Origin of the sequence: Streptomyces sp. NPDC048001 (assembly GCF_043203115.1) — a bacterium.
Classification (GTDB): Bacteria; Actinomycetota; Actinomycetes; order Streptomycetales; family Streptomycetaceae; genus Streptomyces; species Streptomyces sanyensis.
The window spans coordinates 349,954-373,990 of the sequence record NZ_JBIDBN010000008.1 but is presented as its reverse complement, the minus strand read 5'-3'; the positions used below and the strand labels follow the sequence as shown (position 1 = coordinate 373,990).

Annotated in this window: 23 protein-coding genes; 9 read left to right on the top strand and 14 right to left on the bottom strand. The window is 73.6% G+C overall.

Going from position 1 to position 24,037, the window contains the following annotated elements; translation table 11 throughout:
* Positions 1 to 23 precede the first annotated feature (23 nt).
* On the top strand, positions 24 to 437 hold the full coding sequence (tnpA, locus tag ACGF15_RS17555) for an IS200/IS605 family transposase (protein ID WP_392799892.1): 414 nt from the start codon (positions 24 to 26) through the stop codon (positions 435 to 437).
* A 211-nt stretch (positions 438 to 648) separates the two neighbouring features.
* Here the strand turns inward: tnpA and ACGF15_RS17550 are convergent, their stop codons facing one another.
* Positions 649 to 1,815: an RCC1 domain-containing protein gene (locus tag ACGF15_RS17550; protein ID WP_392799889.1), complete on the bottom strand. Its 1,167-nt coding sequence runs from the start codon at positions 1,813 to 1,815 to the stop codon at positions 649 to 651.
* A 298-nt stretch (positions 1,816 to 2,113) separates the two neighbouring features.
* On the opposite strand from ACGF15_RS17550, the gene ACGF15_RS17545 reads away from it, so the two are divergent.
* The 3 genes from ACGF15_RS17545 to ACGF15_RS17535 all read left to right on the top strand — a co-directional run bounded on the left by ACGF15_RS17545 (position 2,114) and on the right by ACGF15_RS17535 (position 4,043).
* Positions 2,114 to 2,563: a hypothetical protein gene (locus ACGF15_RS17545; RefSeq protein WP_256525551.1), complete on the top strand. Its 450-nt coding sequence runs from the start codon at positions 2,114 to 2,116 to the stop codon at positions 2,561 to 2,563.
* Between the two features lie 2 nt (positions 2,564 to 2,565).
* Complete coding sequence (locus ACGF15_RS17540) at positions 2,566 to 3,009, top strand: thiol-disulfide oxidoreductase DCC family protein (protein WP_392799886.1); 444 nt, start codon at positions 2,566 to 2,568, stop codon at positions 3,007 to 3,009.
* Between the two features lie 113 nt (positions 3,010 to 3,122).
* Positions 3,123 to 4,043 carry a TetR/AcrR family transcriptional regulator gene (locus ACGF15_RS17535; protein WP_392799959.1) on the top strand — a complete coding sequence of 307 codons (921 nt, stop codon included), beginning with the start codon at positions 3,123 to 3,125 and terminating at the stop codon, positions 4,041 to 4,043.
* Between the two features lie 344 nt (positions 4,044 to 4,387).
* On the opposite strand, the gene ACGF15_RS17530 is transcribed toward ACGF15_RS17535, so the two are convergent.
* Complete coding sequence (locus ACGF15_RS17530; RefSeq protein WP_392799883.1) at positions 4,388 to 5,728, bottom strand: tetratricopeptide repeat protein; 1,341 nt, start codon at positions 5,726 to 5,728, stop codon at positions 4,388 to 4,390.
* A 361-nt stretch (positions 5,729 to 6,089) separates the two neighbouring features.
* Here ACGF15_RS17530 and ACGF15_RS17525 point away from each other — a divergent pair, with 361 nt between their 5' ends.
* Both ACGF15_RS17525 and ACGF15_RS17520 read left to right on the top strand, forming a co-directional pair.
* Entirely contained in the window at positions 6,090 to 6,542 is a 453-nt protein-coding gene (locus ACGF15_RS17525) for a glycine-rich domain-containing protein (protein ID WP_392799879.1), read from the top strand.
* A 67-nt stretch (positions 6,543 to 6,609) separates the two neighbouring features.
* The gene (locus ACGF15_RS17520; protein ID WP_392799876.1) at positions 6,610 to 7,437 is read left to right on the top strand and encodes a protein kinase; all 828 of its coding nucleotides are present in this window, start codon (positions 6,610 to 6,612) and stop codon (positions 7,435 to 7,437) included.
* Positions 7,438 to 7,629: 192 nt separating this feature from the next.
* On the opposite strand, the gene ACGF15_RS17515 is transcribed toward ACGF15_RS17520, so the two are convergent.
* From ACGF15_RS17515 to ACGF15_RS17505, 3 genes are all read right to left on the bottom strand, one after another.
* On the bottom strand, positions 7,630 to 9,003 hold the full coding sequence (locus ACGF15_RS17515; protein ID WP_392799873.1) for an AAA family ATPase: 1,374 nt from the start codon (positions 9,001 to 9,003) through the stop codon (positions 7,630 to 7,632).
* 173 nt (positions 9,004 to 9,176) lie between these two features.
* Positions 9,177 to 10,520, bottom strand: a complete 1,344-nt coding sequence (locus tag ACGF15_RS17510) for a metallophosphoesterase (RefSeq protein WP_392799870.1) — start codon at positions 10,518 to 10,520, stop codon at positions 9,177 to 9,179.
* Positions 10,521 to 10,532: 12 nt separating this feature from the next.
* Positions 10,533 to 10,787, bottom strand: a complete 255-nt coding sequence (locus ACGF15_RS17505; protein ID WP_256525548.1) for an SCO4848 family membrane protein — start codon at positions 10,785 to 10,787, stop codon at positions 10,533 to 10,535.
* Here ACGF15_RS17505 and ACGF15_RS17500 point away from each other — a divergent pair.
* Positions 10,786 to 12,177: a D-alanyl-D-alanine carboxypeptidase family protein gene (locus ACGF15_RS17500; protein ID WP_392799867.1), complete on the top strand. Its 1,392-nt coding sequence runs from the start codon at positions 10,786 to 10,788 to the stop codon at positions 12,175 to 12,177. The genes ACGF15_RS17505 and ACGF15_RS17500 overlap by 2 nt on opposite strands.
* On the opposite strand, the gene ACGF15_RS17495 is transcribed toward ACGF15_RS17500, so the two are convergent.
* From ACGF15_RS17495 to trpS, 3 genes are all read right to left on the bottom strand, one after another.
* A complete protein-coding gene (locus tag ACGF15_RS17495; protein WP_345614564.1) occupies positions 12,125 to 13,204 on the bottom strand; it encodes a YihY/virulence factor BrkB family protein in 1,080 nt (359 codons plus the stop codon). The genes ACGF15_RS17500 and ACGF15_RS17495 overlap by 53 nt on opposite strands.
* Positions 13,205 to 13,312: 108 nt before the next feature.
* The gene (locus tag ACGF15_RS17490; RefSeq protein WP_345614563.1) at positions 13,313 to 13,891 is read right to left on the bottom strand and encodes a 2'-5' RNA ligase family protein; all 579 of its coding nucleotides are present in this window, start codon (positions 13,889 to 13,891) and stop codon (positions 13,313 to 13,315) included.
* Between the two features lie 242 nt (positions 13,892 to 14,133).
* Entirely contained in the window at positions 14,134 to 15,126 is a 993-nt protein-coding gene (trpS, locus tag ACGF15_RS17485; protein ID WP_392799956.1) for a tryptophan--tRNA ligase, read from the bottom strand.
* 396 nt (positions 15,127 to 15,522) lie between these two features.
* On the opposite strand from trpS, the gene rocD reads away from it, so the two are divergent.
* A complete protein-coding gene (gene rocD / locus ACGF15_RS17480; RefSeq protein WP_345614575.1) occupies positions 15,523 to 16,740 on the top strand; it encodes an ornithine--oxo-acid transaminase in 1,218 nt (405 codons plus the stop codon).
* Here the strand turns inward: rocD and ACGF15_RS17475 are convergent.
* The 3 genes from ACGF15_RS17475 to ACGF15_RS17465 form a co-directional block, all read right to left on the bottom strand.
* Complete coding sequence (locus ACGF15_RS17475; RefSeq protein ID WP_345614561.1) at positions 16,730 to 17,911, bottom strand: glutathionylspermidine synthase family protein; 1,182 nt, start codon at positions 17,909 to 17,911, stop codon at positions 16,730 to 16,732. The two genes, rocD and ACGF15_RS17475, sit on opposite strands and share 11 nt — an antisense overlap.
* 8 nt (positions 17,912 to 17,919) lie before the next feature.
* Positions 17,920 to 18,216 (bottom strand): hypothetical protein, encoded by a 297-nt coding sequence (locus ACGF15_RS17470; protein ID WP_345614560.1) that lies wholly within the window; start codon positions 18,214 to 18,216, stop codon positions 17,920 to 17,922.
* Between the two features lie 346 nt (positions 18,217 to 18,562).
* Positions 18,563 to 19,936, bottom strand: a complete 1,374-nt coding sequence (locus ACGF15_RS17465) for a hypothetical protein (RefSeq protein ID WP_376427727.1) — start codon at positions 19,934 to 19,936, stop codon at positions 18,563 to 18,565.
* Positions 19,937 to 20,041: 105 nt separating this feature from the next.
* Here ACGF15_RS17465 and ACGF15_RS17460 point away from each other — a divergent pair, with 105 nt between their 5' ends.
* Positions 20,042 to 21,481, top strand: coding sequence for a molybdopterin-dependent oxidoreductase (locus ACGF15_RS17460; RefSeq protein WP_392799862.1), 1,440 nt, complete (start codon positions 20,042 to 20,044; stop codon positions 21,479 to 21,481).
* 355 nt (positions 21,482 to 21,836) lie between these two features.
* Here the strand turns inward: ACGF15_RS17460 and ACGF15_RS17455 are convergent, their stop codons facing one another.
* From ACGF15_RS17455 to ACGF15_RS17445, 3 genes are read right to left on the bottom strand one after another with little or no spacing between them, the layout of a single operon-like run.
* Complete coding sequence (locus tag ACGF15_RS17455; protein ID WP_345614557.1) at positions 21,837 to 22,619, bottom strand: methyltransferase domain-containing protein; 783 nt, start codon at positions 22,617 to 22,619, stop codon at positions 21,837 to 21,839.
* Positions 22,616 to 23,233 carry a DUF2064 domain-containing protein gene (locus ACGF15_RS17450; protein WP_345614556.1) on the bottom strand — a complete coding sequence of 206 codons (618 nt, stop codon included), beginning with the start codon at positions 23,231 to 23,233 and terminating at the stop codon, positions 22,616 to 22,618. Before ACGF15_RS17450 ends, ACGF15_RS17455 begins: the two co-directional genes overlap by 4 nt.
* Positions 23,230 to 23,952 (bottom strand): glycosyltransferase family 2 protein, encoded by a 723-nt coding sequence (locus ACGF15_RS17445; RefSeq protein ID WP_345614555.1) that lies wholly within the window; start codon positions 23,950 to 23,952, stop codon positions 23,230 to 23,232. The genes ACGF15_RS17450 and ACGF15_RS17445 overlap by 4 nt, the downstream gene beginning before the upstream one ends.
* Positions 23,953 to 24,037: the final 85 nt, after the last annotated feature.

Below are 24,037 nucleotides of genomic sequence, written 5' to 3'. Positions count from 1 at the left end.
GTTGGCCTATGTCACCATGATGAGTGCCAAATCCCGATATCCGCAGAGGTCGAACAGTCGTCCACCACCTGCACGCGCACTTGGTGTTCGTCACGGAGTATCGGCGCGGCGTCATGAACGACGAGATGCCGACGCGTTGCGAGGAGGTCATGCGCAAGGTGTGCGAGGACTTCGACGCGGAGCTGAAGGAGTTCAACGGCGAGGCCGACCACGTCCACCTGCTTGTGCACTACCCGCCGAGGATCGCGCTCGCCAGCCTGGTCAGCAGCCTCAAGGGCGTCTCGTCGCGCCGTCTGCGCGCGGAGTTCACCGGCCGGGTCAACCGGGCGACCACCCACGGCCGGTTCTGGTCGCCCTCGTACTTCGCCGGCTCGTGCGGCGGGGCACCGCTCCAGGTGGTCAAGGACTACATCGCGCAGCAAAAGCGCCCCGACTGAGCACGGCCGGCTGTGGGCTCCGGCAGACAATGCAGACCCGCGCCCACAGCTGAGGTCAGAGCAACCCTGAGATGCGATCCACCCCCGACCCGAAGACCGGGGCACTCTCGCAAGATCAGAGGTAGGTGCGGGGCCGGGCGGCCGGCCCCGCACGCGCCGGAGCGGACCGGGTCGGCCCGCAGCGGACCGGGTCGGCCCGCAGCGGACCGGGTCAGCCCGCGAGGCTGAACTCGCCGCCTCCGGCGATCAGCGACACGCTGCTGAGGCTGTTCACCGGCTCGGTGAGGGCGGTGCGGTTGGCGGTGGCGCCGTCGCCGATCTGCCCGTTGTTGTTGTAGCCGACGGCCCGGACGCGGCCCTCCCGGTCGAGGACCAGCGTGTGGTAGCCGCCCGCGGAGACGGCCCGGATCTGCTCGGCACCGTCCAGGACGATGGGCGCGGGGCGGTTGGTGGTGGTGCCGTCGCCCATCTGCCCCTGGGCGTTGTACCCCCAGGTCACGACGGTGCCGTTGGCGAGGCGCGCGACGCTGTGGTAGACGCCGGCGCTGATGTCGCGGGCGGTGCCGATCCCGTCGACCTGGACCGGGGTGAGGCGCTGCGCGGTGGCGTTGTCGCCGATCTGCCCCTCCGATCCGCGGCCCCAGGCCCAGACCGTGCCGTCGGCCCGCCGGGCGAGGCTGTGGGTGTTCCCCGCGGCCACGCTGCGGACGTTGTCCAGGCCGCTCACGGTCACCGGGGTGGTGCGGGTGGCGGTGGAGCCGTCCCCGAGCTGGCCGTTGCCGTTGAGTCCCCAGGCCTTGACGGTGCCGTCGGCGAGCACGGCGAGGCTGTGCGCGCCGCCCGCGGCGATGGCCTCGACGTTGGTCAGCCCGGAGACGGTGACCGGGGCGGTGCGGGTCGCGGTGGTGTTGTCCCCGAGCTGCCCGGAGCTGTTGAGGCCCCAGGCCCGTACGGTGCCGTCCGCGAGCAGCGCCAGGCTGTGGCTGCTGCCCGCGGCCACAGCCACCACCCCGCGGAGCCCGGCGACGGTGGACGCCTGGTCCTGGGCGGCGGTGCTGCCGATGCCGAGCTGCCCTTCGGCGTTGCGTCCCCAGCTCTCCACCGTGCCGTTGGAGAGCAGCGCCAGGCTGTGGTGGTAGCCGGCGGCGAGGGCCTCGACGCTGGCCCCGGTCACCCCGGGGACGGTCACGGGCTTGTACTTGGAGGTGGTGAGGGTGCCGCCGAGCTGGTAGTTGGCGTTGGCACCCCATCCCTTGACCCTGCCCTCCTGGGCGGCTGCGGAGGTCGCGGGAGCGGCCCAGGCGGCGGCGGCCGTCACCAGCGACAGCAGGCCCGCGAGGGCGGCTCTGCGAGGGCGGGCGGCGAGTTTCAGGTTCACGGCGTTCCTTCGGGTGAGGGCGCGGGCGGGCGCCGGGGGCGCCGCCCGGACCGGAGAAGATGATCAAGGTCAGCTCTGCCCCGGAGGCCGGGCGCCTCCCGCGCATCACCCCATTCCGGGGGCATATTCACCGCTTCGGACGGGCGCACGCGCCCCGCCGCCGCCGCGCGCCCCTCGTGCGGAGCACACAGCCCCCACCTCCGCCCCGATTCCGGGGGACCCTCGGCTTGAACATGTTCAAAAGGAGGTCTAGAGTCGTCACCGCCAGCTTTTGAACAGGTTCAAGGGAGGGTGGGGGATGGACCTCACTGTCATCGCGTACGTCGTCTACCTGCTGATCAGCGGGGCGCTCACCGTATGGGTGGCGCAGACCCTCAGCAGGAACGGGAAGATCTTCCTCGCCGACGTGCTGAAGGGGAACGAGAAGCTCGCCGATGCCGTCAACCATCTGCTCGTCGTCGGCTTCTACCTGGTGAACCTCGGATTCGTGGCCCTCTACCTCAAGGCCGCCGAGGCCGTCGCCGACGCCCGGGGGCTGTTCGAGGCACTGTCGGTGAAGATCGGTGTGGTGCTGCTGGTCCTCGGCGTGATGCACCTCGGCAACGTCTACGTCCTCAACAGGATCCGGCGCCGGGGCGTCATGGAGCGCGAGCAGACGCCGCCGGTCGGCCCCCAGGGGTGGACCAGGCAGTCGGACGCCGCTCCCGCCCCCTGGAACCCGCCCGCCGCCGGCACCGCGCAGGTGTGACCATGCTGAGCACACCGGTGTCGGCGCTCACGGTCCTCTACGACGCGGACTGCGGGCTCTGCGTCCACCTCAGGAACTGGCTGCTGCGGCAGCCGCAGCTCACCCCGCTGCGGGCGGTGGCCGCCGGGTCCGCCGCCGCACGGCGCCGCTTCCCGGAGCTGGACCACGCGCGCACCCTCCGCGAGATCACCGTCGTCGGCGACCGCGGTCAGGTGTGGACGGGCCAGGCCGCCTGGGTCGTCTGCCTGTGGGCACTGGCCGAGCACCGGCCGCGAGCCCACTGGCTGGCCACCCCGGCCGGGGCGCCGTTCGTCCGCGCCACGATGCTCGCCGCGGCGAAGTACCGCGCGGCCCGGGGGCTGGGCACCGCGGGCGGCCCGACGCCGCCCGCAGCCGCACCGGAGAGCACTGCTCCCTGTGGCGAGCAGTGCGCCGCACCCGGTTAGGCTCGGTGCCCGTGAGCGATGCGACGTCCCCCGGCACCCCGACCACCCCCGGCACCCCGGCGCCCGCCGGCGCCGGGGCCTCTCCCGGCACCGCGGCGACGGGGGGCGCCGCGGTGCCGGGGAAGCCGATGGCCGCCGGGGGCCCTGCGGCATCCGGGGGCTCCGCGGCGTCCGGAGGCTCCCCGGCGTCCGGAGGCTCCGCGGCCAAGGCGCCCGCATCGGGCGAGGCCCGGACCCCGAAGAGCGAGCAGACCCGGACGCTGATCCTGGAGACCGCCCTGCGGCTCTTCCAGGAGCGCGGCTACGACAAGACCACGATGCGGGCCATCGCCAAGGAGGCCGGGGTCTCCGTCGGGAACGCCTACTACTACTTCGCCTCCAAGGAACACCTCGTCCAGGGCTTCTACGACCGGATCGCCGAGGAGCACCGCGTCGCGGTCCGGCCCGTGCTGGAAGCGGAGAAGGACTTCGAGGCGCGGATGGCCGGGGTGCTCACCGCCTGGCTCGACATCGCCGCGCCCTACCACGAGTTCGCCGCGCAGTTCTTCAAGAACGCCGCCGACCCGGAGAGCCCGCTGAGCCCCTTCTCCCCCGAGTCCGAGCATGCCCGCGAGGCGGCCATCGCGATCCACCGGGAGGTGCTCGCCGGGTCGAAGGCGAAGGTGGCCGAGGAACTGCGGGACATCCTCCCCGAGTTGATGTGGCTCTCGCAGATGGGCCTGGTCCTGTACTGGGTGTTCGACCGCTCCGAGGGCAGCGAGCGCAGCCGCCGCCTCGCCGTGCGGGGCGCCCGCCTCACCGGGCGCGGCGTGGCACTGGCCCGCTTCCGGGTGCTGCGGCCGCTGGTGCGCGAAGTCCACGAGCTGTTCAGCGACTTCCTCCCCGGGATGGCCCAGGCGGCGGCCTCCCGCCGCACCGCGGGAGCGGGCGGCGGGACCGGGGCGGAGGCGGGGCGGGACGAACCGGGGGACGAGCGGCCCGGACCCGGCCGGGCCGGCGGCGAGAAGCCCTCCGGACCCGCGGCCCGCACCTGAGCGCCACGGACCGCGCGAGGCGGCCGGAGGCGGGGCGGTCAGGGGAGGTCGCCAAGCGGGGGTCTGTGCGTCCATGGTGGATGCCATTCAAAGGAAGGGGAGTATCGGTCCCCTGCTCGACCCGCTACCCCGACCGGTGAATCAGCCCGCACGATGCACGACTGCCATGTCCGGCGATGGGAGGGGACATCCGGGAGAACTCCACCGGGGTCCCGCTGGACGCAGCAGTTCCGGGCTTCGCCCTCCGGAGTCGGACCAACCGGAACCACTGCGTACCTGACGCGCAGCAAGATCTGCGACTGCGCCCGTCAACCGAGGGTGTGAACCATTCTGTTCCTGGATTCCTAGGAAGGAATCAAGCTCGGGGGCGTCACCAGTCGTGCACGTTCCTGCAAGTCCCGCACTGTCCGGTTCTTCACATAGGGGCGGATGCGACGGAACATGGCGCTGATACTGCGGTCGCACTGCCCGGACTGCACGAGCGGGTACAGCTCCAGCACGCTCTCCCACGTCTCGCAGGCCGCCTCCAAGTGGCCGATCTCCAGTTGACGTTCGGCCAGTATGGACAGATAGCGAACGCTTGTCCGCCGAAACGTGCCGGGTCGCAGCCGGTTCGATTCCTTGAGCGATTCGATGGATCCCGTCAGATCAGCCGTCTGGTATCGCACTTGCCCGACGTGGTACGCCAGCGAGGAAGGATTGTAGGACCCCAGAGCCCTTGACTGCGACTCGGCCCTTTCCATGGCTTTCTCCGCCTCCCGGATGCGCTGCAGGGCCATGCGCTTGTTTCCCTCTTGCGCGGCTGCGTGCGCCTGCTGCCCGGCAAGAAAAGCGCGCATGCGGGGACCGGCCTGCGGGGAAGCGGCGGAAGCGGCGTCAGCGAGGCGCAGCGCCTGGGGCCCGTGCCCGAGGTCCACGGCCTGAACGCTCATCCCCCGGAGAGTGGTGCAGAACGTGAGGTGGTCCTCGGATGCCCCGGCGAGTTCGAGCGCTTTCAGGTAGTAGCGCTGAGCCGTTCCGTGTAGCCCCTCGTCAACGGCCATGTACCCCGTGAGATACGAGAGGTCCGACGCGGCCGCCATCATCGCCTTGCGGACATTCTCCGGAGCGTCAGCGCGCAGATAGGGGACCACGGTGTTGACCATGTAAGCGGCAGCCATCGGCCGCGCCGTCCGCCCGCCGAATTGATCGTCGATGTCCGAGAGACGTTCAGTCATGGCGATGACCGACTGGACATCGGATATTCCGATTCGCCGTGCCCCGCCCTTCCGGGCGGCTTCCATTCGGCCGACTGCGTCCGGCCAGTCGGGCACGGTGAGGGCGACAGAGAACAGGCCCGCTCCGAGCACGCCCCGGCGCGATGGGTCCATGTCCGACCTCCCCAGGTCCAGCAGCCCCTCCACGGTACTGGGGAGCTCGCTGGACCCTTCGGCCGGAGGGGAGGGGAATCCCGCTTCGCTGTGCGTGATGGGGCGCCCGAGTCTCCGGGCCAGTGCTTCCAAGATCAGTGGGCGGACGGCCTCTTTCGGCATGTGCCCGTTGAGCCACTGGTGCGCCGAGGGTTCGCGGTACCTGAGAGGCGTTCCCCGCTCGGTCCCGAGCTTGTTGACCTCTTGGGCGAACTGGCGGAGCGTCCAGCCGGCTTCTCGGTGCAGTCGGGCAAGAGTCTCGTTGGGGCCAAGCACTGGTCATCAACTCCCCTCGTCTTCACTCCGCTTGAAGCTCTTAAGTCCTGGCACTGGCGCAACGGTACCTCCTCCCCGTGGTCATGCGGTTGCCTTCTGTGAGCAGCCGAACGAGCGCGAGGAGTGCACCCGTGAGCAGCCCTGAGATGGCAGGTGAGCATCCCCGGAACTGGGGGGTGGGAGAAACGGCACTGGACGTCTCCACGGGCCTCGTAGGCCGCGTCATGGGGAACGTGGGACCGCGCTACCAACTCCGCCCGCTGAACGGGGGCCGGGAGTGGGAGGCGGCCACAAGGCGGGCGGCTCCCGTCCTCGTTCGGCGCACTGCGGAACAGTTCATCCACTACAAGGAGGCACAGCCATGACGGCAACCGCGAACGACCTTCGGACCGGCCGCGCGCTGGTCGGCTCGGACCTGTTCGACAGCATCGCCGAGTTCACCGCTACCCACTTCGGCTACGACCTGGAAAAGGCGGAGCGGGCGACCGATCAGGCCCTCGCGTTCCTCGCCACGGTCGGCACGGCCACGGTGAAGATGGTCCCGAGCGACGACGTGGACGGAGCACTGCACTCGTTCATCCTGCACACGGCCGACTACCGGGAGTTCTGCGAGAAGTACGCGGGCCGGTTCCTGGAGCACAACCCGCGCCCGGGTGGTGGTGGCCGTGTCCTGGAGGAGGTACGGGCGACTGCGGGCGCGATCAAGGCCAACGGGTTCAGGGTGCTGGACGCACTGTGGATCGTGAACGACGAGAACGCAGCGCAGTGCGACTCCGACTGCGGGCGCGACTACCGGGCCGTGACGGCTGGCTGACCCAGACTGGTGAAGGTGTGGCCGGTTCCCGACTGCGGCAACCGGCCACACCGTTGGAAGGTGAAGCATGATTCTCGATGGTCCGTACGGCCCCCCGGACGGTGCCCTGCAACCCCTCGATCCGGGTCCCCCCGAACTGGTCCTCAACCGGCGCGGGTCATCCGTGTGGAAGGTCAGGACGGCGGCAGGTCACTACGCGGTGAAGGTGGGCTACCCGAGTCGGACACACGCATGGACCGCGCTGGCACCTGCCCGTGAGGCGGCGGTCCTGCGTCAACTCACCCGCGAGCGGATCTTCAGCGGGGAGTGGGAGCACGGCACATGGGGCGCTCAGCCGTGGCGGTGTGGCGACAGCCTCTACGACCGGTGGGCACCCTGCCGGGACTCGGCGGCCGATCCGGACATCGGCGAGGCCCTGTCGTGCGCCGTGGCCCTGTCAGGGCTGCACGAGATGGGGTGGGTGCACGGGGACGTACAGCCCGCGCATCTCCTCCTGGGAGAGGCCGACGGCGCGTTCCTGATCGATCTTGCGCTGGCCAGTGGAGGACCGGTTCCCCGCGCCTGTGACTTCCCGTACCGGGGCTGTCTCGTCCACTACGAAGCGCCGGAGGTCTCTGCCGCCGTGCTGGCGTCGGGAGCAGCGACGCCGACGCGGGAAGCGGATGTGTACGCACTGGGGGCCGCACTGTTCATCAGCGCGACGGGATGGCGGCACGTGGCGTACCCGGACGACGCCCCCCGGGAGGTTCAGCGGCGAGCCGTCGTCGCGGGCCCTCACCGCCACGTGGACGTGCCCGGGGTGCTGGGCGTTCTCATCCCCCACATGCTCAGCCGTTCGCCCGCTGACCGGCCTACCAGCGCCGAGGTCTGCGAGGGGCTGAGCGCGGCCCTGTAAGGGTGGGTCGCAGCCCCGGTCACGCGCTTCCCCGTGGCGCGTGGGCGGGGCTTCTCCGTTCGCGCTCGTTGCGGACGAAGTACGCCACGGTCGTGGTGGAGACCTCAACGCCGCCAGCACGCTCTACAACCGGCGCTTGGCCCGCTGTACCACCGTCGCCGCATTCGGCGGAAGACGCCGCCCGCCGGACGTTCATATGAGGGACATCGAGCAGTTCGACGAATACGGACGTGTCCATGAAGTCGGCGACAAGCAGTCGGAGCCCGTGTCCCGAGGGTGGACGGCATCCGGTAGCCGCCCCTTGGTGACCGCATCGCCCAGGTCACCCGCGGCCAGCAGATCGACGTAGCCGGGCAGGTCCGTCAGACGGGTCAGCACGCTCTCGCCCGAGGCGGGATCCCTGCTGCACACCACGACGCCCGAGTGGTCCTGTGCGGCAAGGGAGTTGAACAGCGCCGGGCTGTGCGTGGTGAAGAGGACGTCGATGCTGCGGCGCTCCGACTCCTCCTTCATCAGGCGCAGTACACGCGCCGCCTGGGTCGGGTAGAGGCCGTTCTCGATCTCCTCGATCACCAGGTGCCGCTGAGCCCGCAGCGGTTCCTCGGCGCCGTCGGAGACCGGAGCACTGAGCAACGCCGTGCCGAAGGCCAGAAAGCGGAGCATCCCGTCGCTCAGGAGCCTCGCCGGCACGTCGTGCTCCTTGCCGTGATAGCCCGTCTCGCGCAGAACCAACTGCACGTCACCGAGGGGCGTGTCCACGCTGCTGATGCCCTTGACGGGGTACTCCGGCATCCCGGCCACGAGGTCGGTGAGCCTGTCGAACGCGGCGGAATCGGTCTCGCTCAACGACTCCACGGCCGCGCTGAGGTTGTCCGCACTGCGGCGGAGTTCGGTGTCCCGGGCGTTGACGTACTGCCTCATGAGGTGCGGTACCGGGTCCAGCAGGAAGACCTCGCGCAGCACCGGGAGCACCGCCCGAGCGGCTCGGTGCACCAGCTTGGCGGCCTCCGTCGTGAGGGGGAGCCGCACCGGGACCTGGCTCGTCAGCAGTCGGTCGGCGGCGAAGGGGATACCCGGGTCGAGCCCTCGGCGGCCGTTGAAGCACCGCACCTTCAGATCGCTCCGGCGGTGGTCGGGCGGATCACTGGCCAGGAGCGAGCGCCCGGCCGCGAGTCTGCGTCCGCCGTACTGCACGCCCTCCACGGCCGTCAGTTCCTCACGCAGGATCCGCACCTCGGGGCGCACCGCGACCTCCAGATCGAGGTCGAACACCTCCGCGCCGGACCGCACCCGGCAGCCCAGGGAGAAGCTGTCCCGCCCGAGGGGCGTGCACCCCTCGACTCCTCCCCGGATCGGCTCGTCCCCTCCGCTGCGCGGCCCGTCCAGCACGTCGCGGACCGGCTCGCCGAGGGCGAGGCGGGACAGCACCATCAGCCCGTCCAGGGCGTTCGACTTGCCACTGCCGTTGCGTCCGATCAGCACCGTGAGGTCGTGCAGGGGCAGGCACTGGCCGGTGAAGCTCTTGAAGGAGGTCAGGCGCACCTCCTCAAGACGGGGGGTCTCCACCGGGGCACCTCACACAGGTCGGTCGGGACGGTCCTCGCCCAGCTAAGCAGCAGTGCCGGTGCACCGTCCAACGCCGGCGGGTGACACGCCCCGACCGGCCGTGCGGCCCCGCAGGGCGGCTCCCGCGCGGCCGGGGGCCCCGGCCGGCCCCGCCGGCCCCCGCCGCCCGGGGCTCAGGCCTGGCGGGAGGCGAGCTGGACGAGGGTGATGTCCGACTCGGCGCCGACGCGGACCGGCGGGCCCCAGGCGCCCGCGCCGCGGGTGACGTAGAGCTGGGTGTCGCCGTAGTGCTCCAGCCCGGCGACCGTCGGGTTGGCCAGCGCGGCGAGGTGGTTGCCGGGCCAGAGCTGCCCGCCGTGGGTGTGGCCGGAGAGCTGGAGGTCCACGCCGTGCTCCACGGCGTCGTGGATCACCACGGGCTGGTGGGCGAGCAGGACGGCGGCGCGGGCCCGGTCCCGGTCGCCCAGTGCCGCGGCGAAGTCCGGGCCCTGGCCGAAGGACTCGCCCGCGACGTCGTCCACGCCCGCGAGGTCGAAGCCGCCCGCGATCTCGACGCGTTCGTTGCGCAGCGGGCGCAGGCCCAGCTCGCGCACATGGTCGACCCAGGCGTCGGCGCCGGAGAAGTACTCGTGGTTGCCGGTCACGAAGAACGAGCCGTGGCGGGCCCGGAGCTGCGTCAGCGGCTCGGCGGCCGGGCCGAGGTTCTCGACCGTGCCGTCGACCATGTCGCCGACGATCGCGACCAGGTCCGGCTGCGCCGCGTTGATGGCGTCCACGATGCGCTGGGTGTGGGCCCGGCCCAGGATCGGGCCGAGGTGGATGTCGCTGACGACCGCGATCCGGTAGCCGTGCGCGGCGCGCGGCAGCTTGGCCAGCGGCACGGTGACCCGCTTGACGCGGGGGCCGCGCAGTACGCCGTAGGTGCCGTGGCCGACGGTCCCGAGCGCGGCGGCCGCGGCGGCGCCGCCGACCACGCGGGAGACGAACAGGCGCCGCGAGGGACCGGCGGGCGGGTCAGCGCGGGGCGGGGCGGTGTCCGGGCCGGGGGCCGTCGCGGCGGGCGGGCCGGCCGGTGCCGGGGGCGCGGCGGGGGCGGGGGCCGCTCCGGCGCCCGCCCCCGCCCGTCCGGCGGCGGCGCCCACGGCCACCTCCGCGGGCGCGGCGGCTTCGGCACCGGGCACGGACGCTCCGCGCCCGCGGCGGGCGAGGAACCGCAGCAGCAGCGGGCGGACGGCCTCGCCGACGAGCAGCGCCAGGATCACGTAGAGCAGGACCGGGAGCCAGAGGTAGCCGGGCCAGGCCAGGACCTGCTCCAGCCAGAAGGGCGCGTCGACGCGCCCGGCGGTGAACGCGCCGACGGTCAGCACCGGCAGCACCCAGATCGCCGCCGTGCCCAGGCGGCGGACCGTGCTGCGGGGAGCGGTGGTGTCGCGGACCAGGCGGCGCCACACGTACCAGTGGGCTCCGGCGAACACGGCGACGACCAGAATGATCACGAGCACGGCGACAGCCACCATGGACGGTTTCCCCTACCCCTTGTCGGTGCGCTCACGGCGCAGGGCGCGCACCCCGCGCAACCCGATGGCCCCTACAACCGTCCCCAGGACAAAGGACGTCACGGCCAGCAGCAGATGGACCCAGAAGTAGCCGGTCGCCTCGCCCGCGTCGTCGAAGGCCAGCCCGCTCCCGTCCTTGTAGAGATTCCTGACGAAAGAGATCCAGATGAACCAGCTCCACGCCCCGAAGGCGAGCAGGAACCAGGACACCGGGCGGCTGAGCTTCATGGGTCAAGTATCGCGGGCGCCGGGCCGGCCCGTGCCCCGGGGTGCTCCGTCTCGGCGTCGGCCCCGGCGGGTCAGCGGGCCGATCTCCATATTTTCCGGTGCGCCCTGTACGTTCTCGTCCGTGTCTGCTCTGTCTGCCGCCCTCAAAGCCGCTGTGCGGCGGGCCGCGCCGGTGGTCGCCGCCGCCGCGCTGGTACCCGCCCTGACCACCGCTCCCGCGCTCGCCGCGGTGCACGACGAGAAGCCCAAGGAGAAGAAGCAGCCGCAGCCCCCCGCCGCCATGTCGACCGTCGGCGGTGTCCAGCTCGGCAAGCCGGGCACCCAGGTGAACCTCCGTGCCGGTGCGCCCGTGCTGCCGAAGGAGGTCACCGGGCGGTCCTGGATCGTCGCCGACGCCGAGAGCGGCCAGGTCCTCGCCAGCCACAACGCCCACTGGCGGCTGCCCCCCGCCTCCACCATGAAGATGCTGTTCGCCGACACGCTGCTGCCCAAGCTGCCCAAGGACGCCGAGCACACGGTGACCGACGAGGACCTCGCGGGCGTCGGGGAGGGCAGCAGCCTGGTGGGGGTGAAGGAGGACCACAGCTACTCGGTGCACGACCTGTGGCTCGGGGTGTTCCTCCACTCCGGGAACGACGCGGTGCACGTGCTGGCCGCCATGAACGACGGCATCGACAAGACGGTCCGGGACATGCAGGCGCACGCCGAGGAGCTCCAGGCCCTGGACACCACGGTGGTCTCCCCGGACGGCTACGACGAGCCGGGCCAGGTCTCCTCCGCCTACGACCTGACGCTGATCGCCCGCAGCGGGCTCCAGAAGAAGGACTTCCGGGAGTACTGCTCCACGGTGACGGCGCAGTTCCCGGGCGAGCAGAAGCCGGGCAAGAAGCGGGAGAGCTTCGCCATCCAGAACACCAACCGCCTGCTCACCGGGGAGAGCGGGGTGAGCCCGTACAAGGGCATCGCGGGCGTCAAGAACGGCAACACCACCCACGCCGGCTCCACGTTCACGGGCGTCGCCGAACGGAACGGCCGGGTGCTGCTGGTCACGGTGATGAACCCGGACTCCGAGGAGAGCCAGGCGGTCTACAAGGAGGCGGCCCGCCTCCTGGACTGGGGCTTCGCCGCCTCGGGGAAGGTGACGCCGGTCGGGGAGCTGGTCGCCCCGCGGTCGGCCGAGAAGCCGAGCGACGTCGAGCCGGTGCGCGAGGACGCGGACGGCGCGAGCGGGCCGTCCGACCCGGTGGCCGCCGCGCAGACCGGGTCGAGCGGCATGGGGATCGCGCTGGCCGTCGCGGGCGGGGTGCTGATCCTGCTGGCCGCCGCGGCGTTCCTGGTCAAGCGCCGCTGGCCCCTGCCCGACCGGGGGGAGGACCCCCCGCGTCCGTGACGGGCCGGGTGACGGTGACGGGTCCGGTGGGCGTCTCGACGCCGTCGCCGGGGCCGTCGGCCGCGTCCCGGGGCCGGCCCCCGCCGCCGCCCGTGGACCCGCCGTCGCCCTCGGAGCCGCCCTCGGCCCCGTCGGCGCCCTCGCCCCCGCCCGCGGACCCGTCGGCGTCCGCGGCCTGCCTGGAGGGGGTGGCGGTCCAGGCGGCGCAGGCCAGCAGCAGCTTCGCGGTGAAGTTGATCCACAGCAGCAGGGCGATCGGCACACCGAACGCGCCGTACATGCTCCGCGAGGCCACCCCGCTGATATAGCCGCTGAGCAGCAGCTTCAGCAGCTCGAAACCGGCGGCGCCGATCAGTGCGGCGACCACCAGGCGGCGGCGGGGCGGCCGGACCCCGGGCAGCAGGGTGAGCAGGTAGAGCAGGATCAGGAAGTTGGCCATCACGGCGACGGCGATCGCGGCCGCCCTCAGCAGCGCTCCCCCGGCGCCGTCCCCGCCGATGCCCAGCACGTCCGCGGCCCGGCCGACGGCGGACGAGCCGAGGGTGGAGGCGGCGAAGGAGGCGAGGCCGATGCCGCCGAGCCCGGCGAGCACCCCGAGGTCCTTGGCCTTGCGGACGATCGGGTTGCCCTCGTCCTCGTCGTCGCGCTCCCACACCGCGCGCAGGCACTCCCGCATGGAGCCGATCCAGCTCACGCCCGTCAGCAGCAGCAGCGCACCGGCGACCACCCCGACCGTGGCGGCGTTGCTGACCAGGGCGTCGATGTCGAGCTGGTCGGAGATGCCGGGGACCTGCTCCGACAGCTTCTCGTCCAGGGTGTCGAGCGCGTCCTGGTCCAGGGTGGCGGCCACGATCGCCGCGGCGACCGTGATCAGCGGGAACAGGGCGAGGAAGCTCAGGAAGGTGATGGCCGCGGCGAGCCGGGTCCAGTGCACCCGGTCGAGGGTCTCGTAGCTGCGCCAGGCGTGGGTGCGCATCAGGCGCTCCACGAGAGGGCCGACGACGGGGAGCTTGATCAGCCAGTCCATGCGGCTACGCCTACCCGTTGGGCACGCGCGCAGTACCCGCGACCCGCCGGGAGGGGAGGAGTCGAACAGAGCGCCGGGCGCGGCGGTGCTCCCGGGACGCCGCGGGGCTCAGGTGGTGGCGTGCTCGTCCACCGGGGAGCCCTGCGCGGGGACCCCGGCGATCCCCCCGCCGAAGGCGAAGGTGCGCAGCTTGCGCCAGACCGCGTCGGCGCCCTGCTCGTACAGGGCGAAGGAGGAGCAGGTCCACTGGGCCGCGTACTCGGAGAGCTCCGCGTAGGCCCGGTCCATGGCCTCCTCGGAGATGCCGTGGGCGACCGTGACGTGCGGGTGGTAGGGGAACTGGAGCTCGCGCACCAGCGGCCCGGAGGCGTCCCGCACCCGCTCCTGGAGCCAGGAGCAGGCGGAGCCGCCCTCGACGACCTGGACGAAGACCACGGGTGACAGCGGCCGGAAGGTGCCCGTGCCGGACAGCCTCATCCGGAAGGGACGGCCGCCCGCCGCGACCGCCGCCAGGTGCGCCTCGACGGCGGGCAGCAGCGCGGCGTCCACCGCGGTCGGGGGCAGCAGGGTGACGTGGGTCGGGATGCCGTGGGCGGCGGGGTCCCCGAAGCCCGCGCGGCGGTCCTGGAGCAGGCTGCCGTGTGGCTCCGGGACCGCGATCGAAACGCCGAGCGTTACGGTCCCCACGTCGTTCTCCTCTGCGTACTCGGTCGTCGTTCTGCCGGTCCCCGGTCCGCGCCGCCCGGGGCGCTGCCGGGTCGTTCGCGGACCGGGTGGGTCCGCCGCCAGTGTGGCGGCTCCACCCGTGTCGTGGCCAGAGCCCTCGGACTCGGGCCGGTGGTCCCGGCCCCGCCGCGGGAGTGCTCCGTGACGGGACCGTGACGGCCCGCGTCCGCGGCGGGGGCCGTCCGTGGGCCGCCCCGGTGGCCTCAGTGCTTGGCCGGGACGAATCCCACCTTGTCGTATGCGCTGGCCAGGGTCTCCGCGGCCACGCTCCGTGCCTTCTCCGCCCCCTTGGCGAGGAGCGAGTCCAGCGTCTCCGGGTCGTCGAGGTACTGCCGGGTCCGGGTCCGGAACGGTGTGACGAAGTCGACCATCACCTCGGCCAGGTCGGTCTTGAGCGCACCGTAGCCCTTGCCCTCGTACTTCTGCTCCAGTTCCGCGACGGAGGCACCCGTGAGGGTGGAGTAGACGGTGAGCAGGTTGCTGACGCCGGGCTTGGCCTCGGCGTCGTAGCGGATCACGGTGTCGGTGTCGGTCACCGCGCTCTTCACCTTCTTCGCCGTGGTCCCGGGCTCGTCGAGCAGGTTGATCAGGCCCTTCGGGGTGGAGGCCGACTTGCTCATCTTGATCGACGGGTCCTGGAGGTCGTAGATCTTCGCGACCTCCTTCAGGATGTGCGGCCTGGGCACGGTGAAGGTCCGGCCGAAGCGGCTGTTGAAGCGCTCGGCGAGGTCGCGGGTCAGCTCGATGTGCTGGCGCTGGTCCTCGCCGACGGGGACCTCGTGCGCCTGGTACAGCAGGATGTCCGCGACCTGGAGGATCGGGTAGGTGAACAGGCCGACCGACGCCCGGTCCGCGCCCTGCTTGGCGGACTTGTCCTTGAACTGCGTCATCCGGGACGCCTCGCCGAAGCCCGTCAGGCAGTTCATCACCCAGGCCAGCTGCGCGTGCTCGGGCACATGGCTCTGCACGAAGAGGGTGCAGCGCTCGGGGTCCAGCCCGGCGGCCAGCAGCTGGGCGGCCGCCAGGCGGGTGTTGGCGCGCAGCTCCGCGGGGTCCTGCGGGACGGTGATCGCGTGCAGGTCCACGACCATGTAGAAGGCGTCGTGGGTCTCCTGGAGCGCCACCCACTGGCGGACGGCACCGAGGTAGTTGCCGAGGTGGAACGAGCCGGCGGTCGGCTGGATGCCGGAGAGCACACGCGGGCGGGCCGGCGGGGCGGAGCCGTCCCCCTGCGGGCGGTGGTCTGCGGCGGGCGTCAGGTCAGAGGAGGCCATGCGGACCATTGTCTCAGGTGCGCGGCGCCGCTCGGCCGCCCGTCCCGGCCCGCGGGCGCCCCGTCCCGCACGGGGCGCGGCGCCCGGCGGGGCGGCCCCGTCCGGGCGCCGTCCGCGCGCCGGGCGAGCGACGATGGAGGCGGGGGCCCGTCCCCGCGGCCGGGTCCGCCGCCGAACGGCCCGCACCGACGATCGGAGCACCCCGTGTCGACCGCCTCCTCCCCCTCCCCGGCGCCCCTGCCCGACACGGCCGCGCCGGGCCCGACCGCCTCCGCCCCCTCCGCCGGGCCCCCTCGCCCGGACGCCACGGCCTCCGCGATCGCCGCCGCCGAGGCGCACTGCGCGCACACCTACCACCCGCTCCCGCTCGTCGTGGCCTCCGCCGAGGGCGCGTGGCTGACCGATGTGGAGGGGCGCCGCTACCTGGATCTGCTGGCGGGCTACTCGGCGCTGAACTTCGGCCACGGCAACCGGCGCCTGGTGGAGGCCGCCACCGCGCAGCTGGGCCGGGTGGCGCTCACCTCCCGGGCCGTCCACCACGACCGCTTCGGGGCGTTCTGCGCGCAGCTGGCCGAGCTGTGCGGCATGGAGAGGGTGCTGCCGATGAACACGGGCGCGGAGGCGGTGGAGACGGCGGTGAAGACCGCCAGGAAGTGGGGGTACCGGGTCAAGGGCGTTCCGCAGGGCCAGGCGAAGATCATCGTGGCGGGCGGCAACTTCCACGGCCGGACGACGACCCTGGTCGGCTTCTCCACCGACCACGCCGCCCGCGCGGACTTCGGGCCCTACACCCCGGGCTTCGAGATCGTCCCCTACGGCGACGCGACCGCGCTGGAGGCGGCGCTGTCGGCGAACACGGTGGCGGTGCTGCTGGAACCGGTCCAGGGCGAGGCGGGGGTCCGCGTGCCGCCGGAGGGCTATCTGCCCGAGGTGCGCCGGCTCACCCGTGAGCGCGGGGTGCTGTTCATCGCGGACGAGGTGCAGTCGGGCCTCGGGCGGACCGGGCGGACCTTCGCCTGCGAGCACGAGGGCGTGGTGCCCGACGTCTATGTGCTGGGCAAGGCGCTGGGCGGGGGGATCGTGCCCGTGTCCGCCGTCGTGTCCTCGGCCGAGGTGCTGGGGGTGTTCCGGCCCGGTGAGCACGGGTCGACCTTCGGCGGCAGCCCCCTGGCGTGCGCGGTGGCCCTGGAGGTGATCGCGATGCTGCGCGGCGGCGAGTACCAGTGGCGGGCCGCGGACCTGGGCGACCGGTTGCACCGGGAGCTGGGGGCGCTGCTGGAGGCGGGCGCCCTGGAGGCGGTGCGCGGGCGGGGGCTGTGGGCCGGTGTGGACGTGCCGCCGGAGGCGGGCACCGGGCGGGAGGTGGCCGAGCGGATGCTGGACCGGGGTGTGCTGGTGAAGGACACCCACGGCCCGACGCTCCGCATCGCCCCGCCGCTGGTGATCTCCGAGGAGGACCTGGACTGGGGGCTGGCGCGACTGCGGGAGGTGCTGCTGGAGGCGCTGCCCGGCGCCGGGGAGCGCCTCAGCGGATGAGGTGCGGCAGGAAGCGGGCGTAGCCGTCCGTCACCAGGCCCTCGGACTCCCGGATTCCCAGGCCGGCGGCCTCGCCGTCGACGACCCAGGCCCCCAGCACCACGCGGTTGCCGTCGAAGTCCGGCAGCGGCGCGAACTCCTGGTAGCAGCAGGGTTCGTCCCGCGTCGCGGCGGGTGAGCCGGGCGGATGGATGCTCACCCCGGCGCCCTCCCTGCCGAGCAGCGGCTTCGCCGCCCAGCCGGGCCCCGCGGCGAGTTCGCGGGGCCCGTCCAGGTAGGCGGGCAGCAGGTTGGGGTGGCCCGGGTAGAGCTCCCACAGGATCGCCAGCAGGGCCTTGTTGGACAGCAGCATCTTCCAGGCGGGCTCGATCCAGCAGGTGGAGCCGGTGCCGCCGCCGTTGTCGAGGGTCTCGACGACATGCGGGCCGAAGCGGTCCGTGACCAGCCACTCCCACGGGTAGAGCTTGAAGCAGCAGCGGATGAAGCGCAGGTGCTCGTCGACGAAGCGGCCGGAGATGTGGTCCCAGCCGATCCGCTCGACGGAGAGCGCCACCGTCTCCAGGCCGGCCTGCTCGGCGGTCTCGCGGAGGTAGGCGGCCGTCATGAGGTCCTCGCCGCACGTGTCGTCCTCGGTGTGGACGAAGTGGACGGGGCCGGGCGGGAGCAGGGGCCGGTTGCGCCGCCAGGCGGCGACGAGGCGCTCGTGGAGGGAGTTCCACTGGTCGGCGCCGGGGAAGCGCTCCTCCATCCAGAACCACTGCGGGCTGGCGGCCTCGACGAGCGAGGTCGGTGTGTCGGCGTTGTACTCCAGCATCCGCGCCGGGCCGGTGCCGTCGTAGTGGAGGTCGAACCGCCCGTACAGGGAGGGCAGTTCCTCGCGGCGGTGCCAGGACTCGGCCACCAGGCGGGCCACCTGCGGGTCGGTGACGCCCAGTTCGGCGAAGCGGTCCTTCTCCACGATGTGCGCGGCGGCGGCGAGCGACATCGCGTGCAGTTCCTCGACGACCTCCTCCAGCGCCTCCACCTCGGGCAGCGAGAAGGCGTAGTAGGCGCTCTCGTCCCAGTAGGGGCGCAGGGAGTCGTCGGGGTGGCGGGTGAGCGGGTAGACGCAGCCCTGTGCCTCGACCGTCTCCTGCCAGCCGGGGCGGGGCTCGATGGTGTGGCGTTCCACTGCGTGCCTCAGCCCCCGCCGGACCCGGACCCGGACTTGCCGAAGCCGCCGCGGCTCACGGCGGACTTGCTGAAGCTGCCGCCGGAGACCTTGCCGTTCTTCACGGTCCCGCCGTAGTAGTAGGTGCCGCTGCTGCTGCCCCCGCTGCCGCGGTTGTCGCGGCACTTGGAGTCGGGCAGCACGTCGTAGGACGAGGGGTCCACGCAGCGCCTGTCGGGCTCCGACCCGCAGGCCGTGAGCGTGGCCGCGAGCAGCCCCATCCCTCCGAGCACCACCGCGCCCGAGCGCAGTCTGCGCCGTTCCATCCCCGGTCCTCCCCCGTGTCGTGGTGCCTCCGCCGCACGCCCGTCCGATGCGGGCGGGTGCGCGGGGCAGGGGCGTGGCGGACGGCCGCGTCCGGCGCCCCGGACCCCCGATTCTGCCCGAGGAGCGGTCCACCGGGCACTGCCCGGGTCCGGCAGTCCCCGGGCCCGGTGCGCTGCGTACGGTCGGCAGCGACCCGCAGGCGCACGGGCCCGGGCGGGGCCGCGACGCACGGGCGGGGGTGCGACGCACGGGCGGGGGTGGGGCGGTCGGCGCAACGGGCGGCGCACCCGTGCCGGGGCGCCCGGGCGGCGGCACCGCCGCAGGGCGCCCGGGAGTGACCTCGCGTCACCAACTGGTCAGCAGAAGGTGGTTGACCAGCAGCGCCAGGACCGCCTGGGCCGCCAGCCACCCGCGGGGGCGGGGCAGGAAGGCGCAGGCGGGCAGCAGCCACATCGCGAAGGGCAGCCAGATCCGCTCCGTCTCCGCCTTGCTCATCCCGGACAGGTCCGCCGCGACGATCGCCAGCAGGCCCGCGGCGACCAGCACGGCGAGCCGTGCGGCGGCCGCGTCCTCGCCGCCGGTGCCGGGCGCGGTGAGCGCCCGCCGAGGCTCCGCGCGCAGCGCCGCCCCGGTGCGGCGGAGACCGGGCGCCGTGGCGAGCCCGGTGATCACCACCGCCAGCGCGAGGTTGGCCCACACCCAGTACCAGTAGGGCCGGGTGCCGCCCACACCCTGGTGGTAGCGCTCGACGAGCAGGGGGTACGCCTCCCACCAGGCGAAGCCCAGCAGGGTGAACGCCACCGGGGCCACGGCCAGCCCCGCCACCAAGTGCACGAGCAGCAGCGGCCGCTCCCTCAGCCGCCGCCGCCCGAGGAGCAGCACACCCCCGCCGAGGAGGGCGAGCAGGGTGAAGCCGTAGGAGAGGTAGAGGCACCAGCCGAACAGCAGCCCCGAGGCGGAGGCCCACCAGGGCGAGCGCCGGGTGACGGCCAGGGCCAGCAGGGCGACGGCCCAGCAGGCGGCCCCGGCGAAGTAGGCGTCGGCGGAGGTCCCCATCCACACGGCGCCGGGGACCAGGGCGAGGAAGGGCGCCGCGCGCCGGGCCAGGCGCTCGCCGGCCAGGGCCCGCACGGCCACCGCCACCGCCACGGCCGCCGAGGCGCCGGCGGTGATGACGAACGCGCCCGCCCAGGCTCCCCCGCCGAGGCCGATCCGGTCGAGCAGTACGAAGGTGAGCGTCGCGCCGGGCGGGTGGCCCGCGATGTGCGGGGGCCAGTTGTCGGGGGTGCCGATCAGGATGTGGTCGTTGAAGGTGCGCAGTGTGGCCGGGATGTCGTCGAAGCGGTCGATCACCTGGAGGTACTCGTACCGGGTCGTCAGCTTGACCGCGATGCCCCGCCACCAGCCGTCGATCAGGGCCAGCGACCAGATCCACGCCATGGCCGCCGCCCAGAGGCCCGGCAGCAGCCCGCGCCAGGGCAGCCGGTCCGCCAGCGGGGGTCCGTACGCGATCACGGCCGCGGCGACCAGCGGGGCCGCCGCGGTGCCCGGCCCGACGTGGGGGTTCCAGGTCGCGACGAAGGGCGCCCATCGCACCGACAGGTTGTGCTGGGTGTTCTGGACGTAGTGGCCGACGAGCACGGCCACGAGGACGAGGAGGGCGGCGACCGAGGCGGCTGCCAGGTCGCGTCGCAGGCACGAGCGGATCACACCCGGCACGCTAGGCCCGCGACGGCCCCCGAACGGGCGCGGCGGGGCCGGCGTCAGGGTTTCGTCATGAGTCGCACCCGCTCCGGGGCCCCCTTCGCGGCCTACGGTCGGGGCATGCACGAGCACAGGCTTCCCTCCTCGCCCCGGTTCTGGCGCAGCCCCCTGCGCGGCACCTGGTTCACCTCGGTACTCGGCGTGGTGCTGCTGGCCGGGATAACGGTGCTGTTCGTGACCGGTCTGCTGTCGTACGCCGCCTACAACCCGGACCTGTCCCGGGTGAACGACAAGACGCCCGACAAGGGCCTGCTGGGCTTCTACCTGTTCGACTGGCCCACGGACCCGGTGTGGTTGTACCGGTTCACCCAGGGCGTCCATGTGACGCTGGGCGTGGTGCTGGTGCCGGTGCTGCTGGCCAAGCTGTGGTCGGTGGTGCCGAAGCTGTTCGCGATGCCTCCGGCCCGGTCCCTGGCGCACGGGCTGGAGCGGCTGTCGCTGCTGCTGCTGGTGGGCGGTGCGCTCTTCCAGTTCGTCACCGGGCTGCTCAACATCCAGTTGGACTACATCTTCCCCGGGTCCTTCTACCGGCTGCACTTCTACGGCGCCTGGGTGTTCTTCGCCGCGTTCGCCCTCCATGCGGCGCTGCGGACGCCGACGGCGCTGCGGACGCTGCGCGCGCACCGCCGCGGGGACGCGCCGCCTCCCCCGCCGGAGGCGGGGCCGGAAGGCCCCCCGGAGGGCACCCGCGAGGCCGCCGTCCCGGCCCCCGGCGGGAAGCCGGAGGCCGGGGGCGGGAAGCCGGAGGGCGAGGGCGGGGACGGCGGCCCACCGGCGGGCCCCGACCCGGCGGACCCCGGCCCGGCGGACCCCGACCCGGCGGACCTGGCGGCGCCCCGGCCCGACGCGCCCACGGTGTCCCGTCGCGGGGCCCTGTGGTTCGTCGGCGGCGGCTCGCTGCTGCTCTTCGCCACCACGGTGGGCCGCAGCTTCGACGGCCCGCTGCGCACCACCGCCCTGCTGGCCCCCCACGGGTGGACCGACCCGGGGGACGGCCCGGGCGGCTTCCAGATCAACAAGACGGCCGCCTCCCGGGGCATCCGCCCGGCGGAGACCACCGAGGACGCCTGGCGGCTGACCGTCACCGGCCCGGCGGGCACCGTCCGCCTCAGCCGCGCCGGGCTGCTGGAGCTGCCGCTCCACAGCGCGGCACTGCCCATCGCCTGCGTGGAGGGCTGGTCGACCTCCGCCCAGTGGTGGCGCGGGGTGCGCCTGCGGGATCTCGCCGAACTCGCCGGGTACCGCCCCGAGGACCCGCCGGACGTCCTCGTGGAGTCGCTCCAGCGGCGCGGCTCGTTCCGCATCGCGGCCCTGCGCGCCAACCAGGTCGCCGACGGGCGCTCGCTGCTCGCACTGGACGTCAACGGCGAGCCCCTGACCCCCGACCACGGCTTCCCCGCCCGGGTGATCGTCCCCAACGCGCCCGGCGTGCTCAACACCAAGTGGGTCACCCGGCTGGACTTCGGCGACCTGTCCGGCTCCGACGGAGGGCGGTCGTGATGCGGTCCCTGCGGTCCCTGCGCCCGGTGCCCCCGTCCCGGGACCGGCTGCGCGCCGCGGCCGGCAGCCCACTGCAACTGGTTCTGCTGGCCGCCTCGTTCGCCCTGGCGGGCTACGCGGGGGTGCGGCTGCTGTCCGGCGACTGGTTCGGGATCCTGCTGTGGTTCGTCGGCGCGGCCCTGCTGCACGACCTGGTGCTGCTGCCGCTGTACGCGGCGGCGGACCGCGCCCTGGTGCACGGCCTCGGCGCGCTGGGCCACCGCGACGCGGTGCTGTACGTGCGTGTCCCGGCCGCCCTGTCGGGGCTGCTCCTGCTGCTGTGGTTCCCGCTGATCAGCGGCCGGGTGGCGGAACGCTACGAGGCGGGCACGGGACTGCCGGGGGACGGGTTCGCCGCCCGCTGGCTGCTCATCACGGCCGTCCTGTTCGGCGCCTCCGGCCTGCTGCTGGTGCTCCGGTTGCGCAGGGCGGCGAAGCAGCGGCCGCCGGCCGACCACTGATCGGCGGGGCCCCAGCCCAGCGCGCGGGCGTGGCGCAGCAGGGCCGGGGTGCCCAGCCGGGCCCAGGGGAAGGGTGAGCCGGCGTCGGCCCGGGGGTCGGCACCGCGTACCAGGTGGACGTCGGCGCGCTCGTCGACGTCCACCGGGGCGGTCTCCGCGATCAGCAGCCCCTCCGGGGCGACCACCTCCGACAGCCGGTCCAGCAGGGCCCGCGGGTCGCCCCCGATACCGAGGTTGCCGTCGAGGAGCAGGGCGGTGTCCCAGCGGCCCTCGCCCGGCAGCGCCTCGAACACCGAGCGGCACAGGGCATGGCCGCCGAGCGCCGCGGTGCGGGCCACCGCGGCCTCGCTGACGTCGATGCCGAGGGCGCGGCGACCGCGGGCGGCGAGGGCGCCGACGAGCCGCCCGGGACCGCACCCCACGTCGAGCACGGCGCCCTCGCAGCGCTCCAGGACCGCCAGGTCGACGGCGTCCGGGCCCGCGCACCAGCGCTCCACGTCCAGCGGCAGCAGCCAGCCGTCGCGGCGGCGCAGGAACAGCGGCCCCCGGCCGGTCCGCAGGGCGTCGGCGTAGGGCTCGGCGGACCAGGTCGAGGAGCGGGCGGCGGCCCGGGAGGGCCGGTCGTGTCGGGTGCTCATGGGTGGACCGGCCTCCTCAGCAGGGCGAGTTCGGCGGCGAAGCGGCTCTCGGGCGCCTGCCGGGCCACCGCCTCGGCGTCCTCCGCGGTGTCGACATCGCGCAGCAGCGGCAGTTCGCGCACCCGCAGGCCCGCCGCGGCGAGCCGGGCCCGCTGGGCGGCCCCGGTGGCGGGAGTGGACATGGGCACCCCGCGCAGCAGGGCCGGGTCGGGGGCGGCGAGGCCCAGGGCCCAGAAGCCGCCGTCCTCGGCGGGGCCGAAGCAGGCGTCATGGCCGTCCAGCGCTCCGGCCAGCAGCTCGGGGGCGACCTGCGGCGTGTCCATCCCGATCAGCAGGGCGGGCCCCTCGCAGGCGGCGAAGGCGGCGGCCAGGCGCGCGTCCAGGCCGCCGCCGCACTGCGGGAGGACGTCGAAGCCGGGTGGCAGCCAGGGCCCCGGCGCCCCGTCGAGGACGAGGACGCGGCGGGAGGCGGGGGCCGCGGCCACCGCCGCCAGGGTGTCGGCGAGCGCCGCGGCGGCCAGCCGGGCCGCCTCCTCGGGGGTGTAGGGCGGGGTGAGGCGCGTCTTCACCCGGCCGGGGCGCGGTTCCTTGGCGATGACGAGGAGGGTGGTCACCGCACCGCCCCCGCCGCCTCGGGCTCGGCGGGCTCGGCCTGCCCGGGGGGCTCGGCGAGCACCCGGCGCATGTCGCGGACGGCCCCCCAGGTGCCCCGCCAGGTGCCCGTCACCTTGGAGGCGCCGGTGCGCGGACGGTAGGGGACGTCCCGCTCGGTGATCCGCCACCCGGCGTCGGCGGCGCGGACGACCATCTGGAGCGGGTAGCCGCTGCGCCGGTCGGTCAGGCCGAGGGAGAGCAGCGCCTCCCGCCGTGCGGCGCGCAGCGGGCCGAGGTCGTTCAGGCGGAGCCCGGTGCGGCGGCGCAGCATCCGGGCCAGGGCGAGGTTGCCCGCCCGCGCGTGGAGCGGCCACGCTCCCCGGCTCTCGGGCCGCCTGCGTCCGAGGACGAGGTCGGCCGCGCCCTCGTGGATCCGGCGCACGAAGGGCACCAGGTCCCCGGGGTCGAGGGAGGCGTCGCAGTCGCAGAAGCACACGATGTCGGCGGTGGCGGCGGCCAGGCCCGCGTGGCAGGCGGCGCCGAAGCCGCGCCGGGACTCGTGGACCACCCGCGCGCCCAGGTCCCGGGCGATGTCGGCGGAGCCGTCGGTGGAGCCGTTGTCCACCACGATGGCGCGCATTCCCGAGGGGATGCGCGCCAGGACCCAGGGCAGGGCGGCGGCCTCGTCGAGGCAGGGGAGCACGATCTCGGCTTCCGGAGGTGTTGTGGGCGTCGTCACACGCCTCACCCTACGGACCCTAATCGGGCAAACCGGGCTCCTCGCCCTTACGAAACACGGACATCGGCCGTCCTGACCCGGTCGG

Bases quoted from the DNA above. Each gene is read 5' to 3' on its own strand.
- ACGF15_RS17455 (WP_345614557.1), bottom strand. From the start codon at position 22,619: ATGAGCACCCGACACGACCGGCCCTCCCGGGCCGCCGCCCGCTCCTCG.
- ACGF15_RS17545 (WP_256525551.1), top strand. From the start codon at position 2,114: ATGGACCTCACTGTCATCGCGTACGTCGTCTACCTGCTGATCAGCGGG.
- ACGF15_RS17510 (WP_392799870.1), bottom strand. From the start codon at position 10,520: ATGGTGGCTGTCGCCGTGCTCGTGATCATTCTGGTCGTCGCCGTGTTC.
- ACGF15_RS17540 (WP_392799886.1), top strand. From the start codon at position 2,566: ATGCTGAGCACACCGGTGTCGGCGCTCACGGTCCTCTACGACGCGGAC.
- ACGF15_RS17470 (WP_345614560.1), bottom strand. From the start codon at position 18,216: ATGGAACGGCGCAGACTGCGCTCGGGCGCGGTGGTGCTCGGAGGGATG.
- ACGF15_RS17495 (WP_345614564.1), bottom strand. From the start codon at position 13,204: ATGGACTGGCTGATCAAGCTCCCCGTCGTCGGCCCTCTCGTGGAGCGC.
- ACGF15_RS17520 (WP_392799876.1), top strand. From the start codon at position 6,610: ATGATTCTCGATGGTCCGTACGGCCCCCCGGACGGTGCCCTGCAACCC.
- ACGF15_RS17525 (WP_392799879.1), top strand. From the start codon at position 6,090: ATGACGGCAACCGCGAACGACCTTCGGACCGGCCGCGCGCTGGTCGGC.
- ACGF15_RS17460 (WP_392799862.1), top strand. From the start codon at position 20,042: ATGCACGAGCACAGGCTTCCCTCCTCGCCCCGGTTCTGGCGCAGCCCC.
- ACGF15_RS17500 (WP_392799867.1), top strand. From the start codon at position 10,786: ATGGGTCAAGTATCGCGGGCGCCGGGCCGGCCCGTGCCCCGGGGTGCT.
- ACGF15_RS17505 (WP_256525548.1), bottom strand. From the start codon at position 10,787: ATGAAGCTCAGCCGCCCGGTGTCCTGGTTCCTGCTCGCCTTCGGGGCG.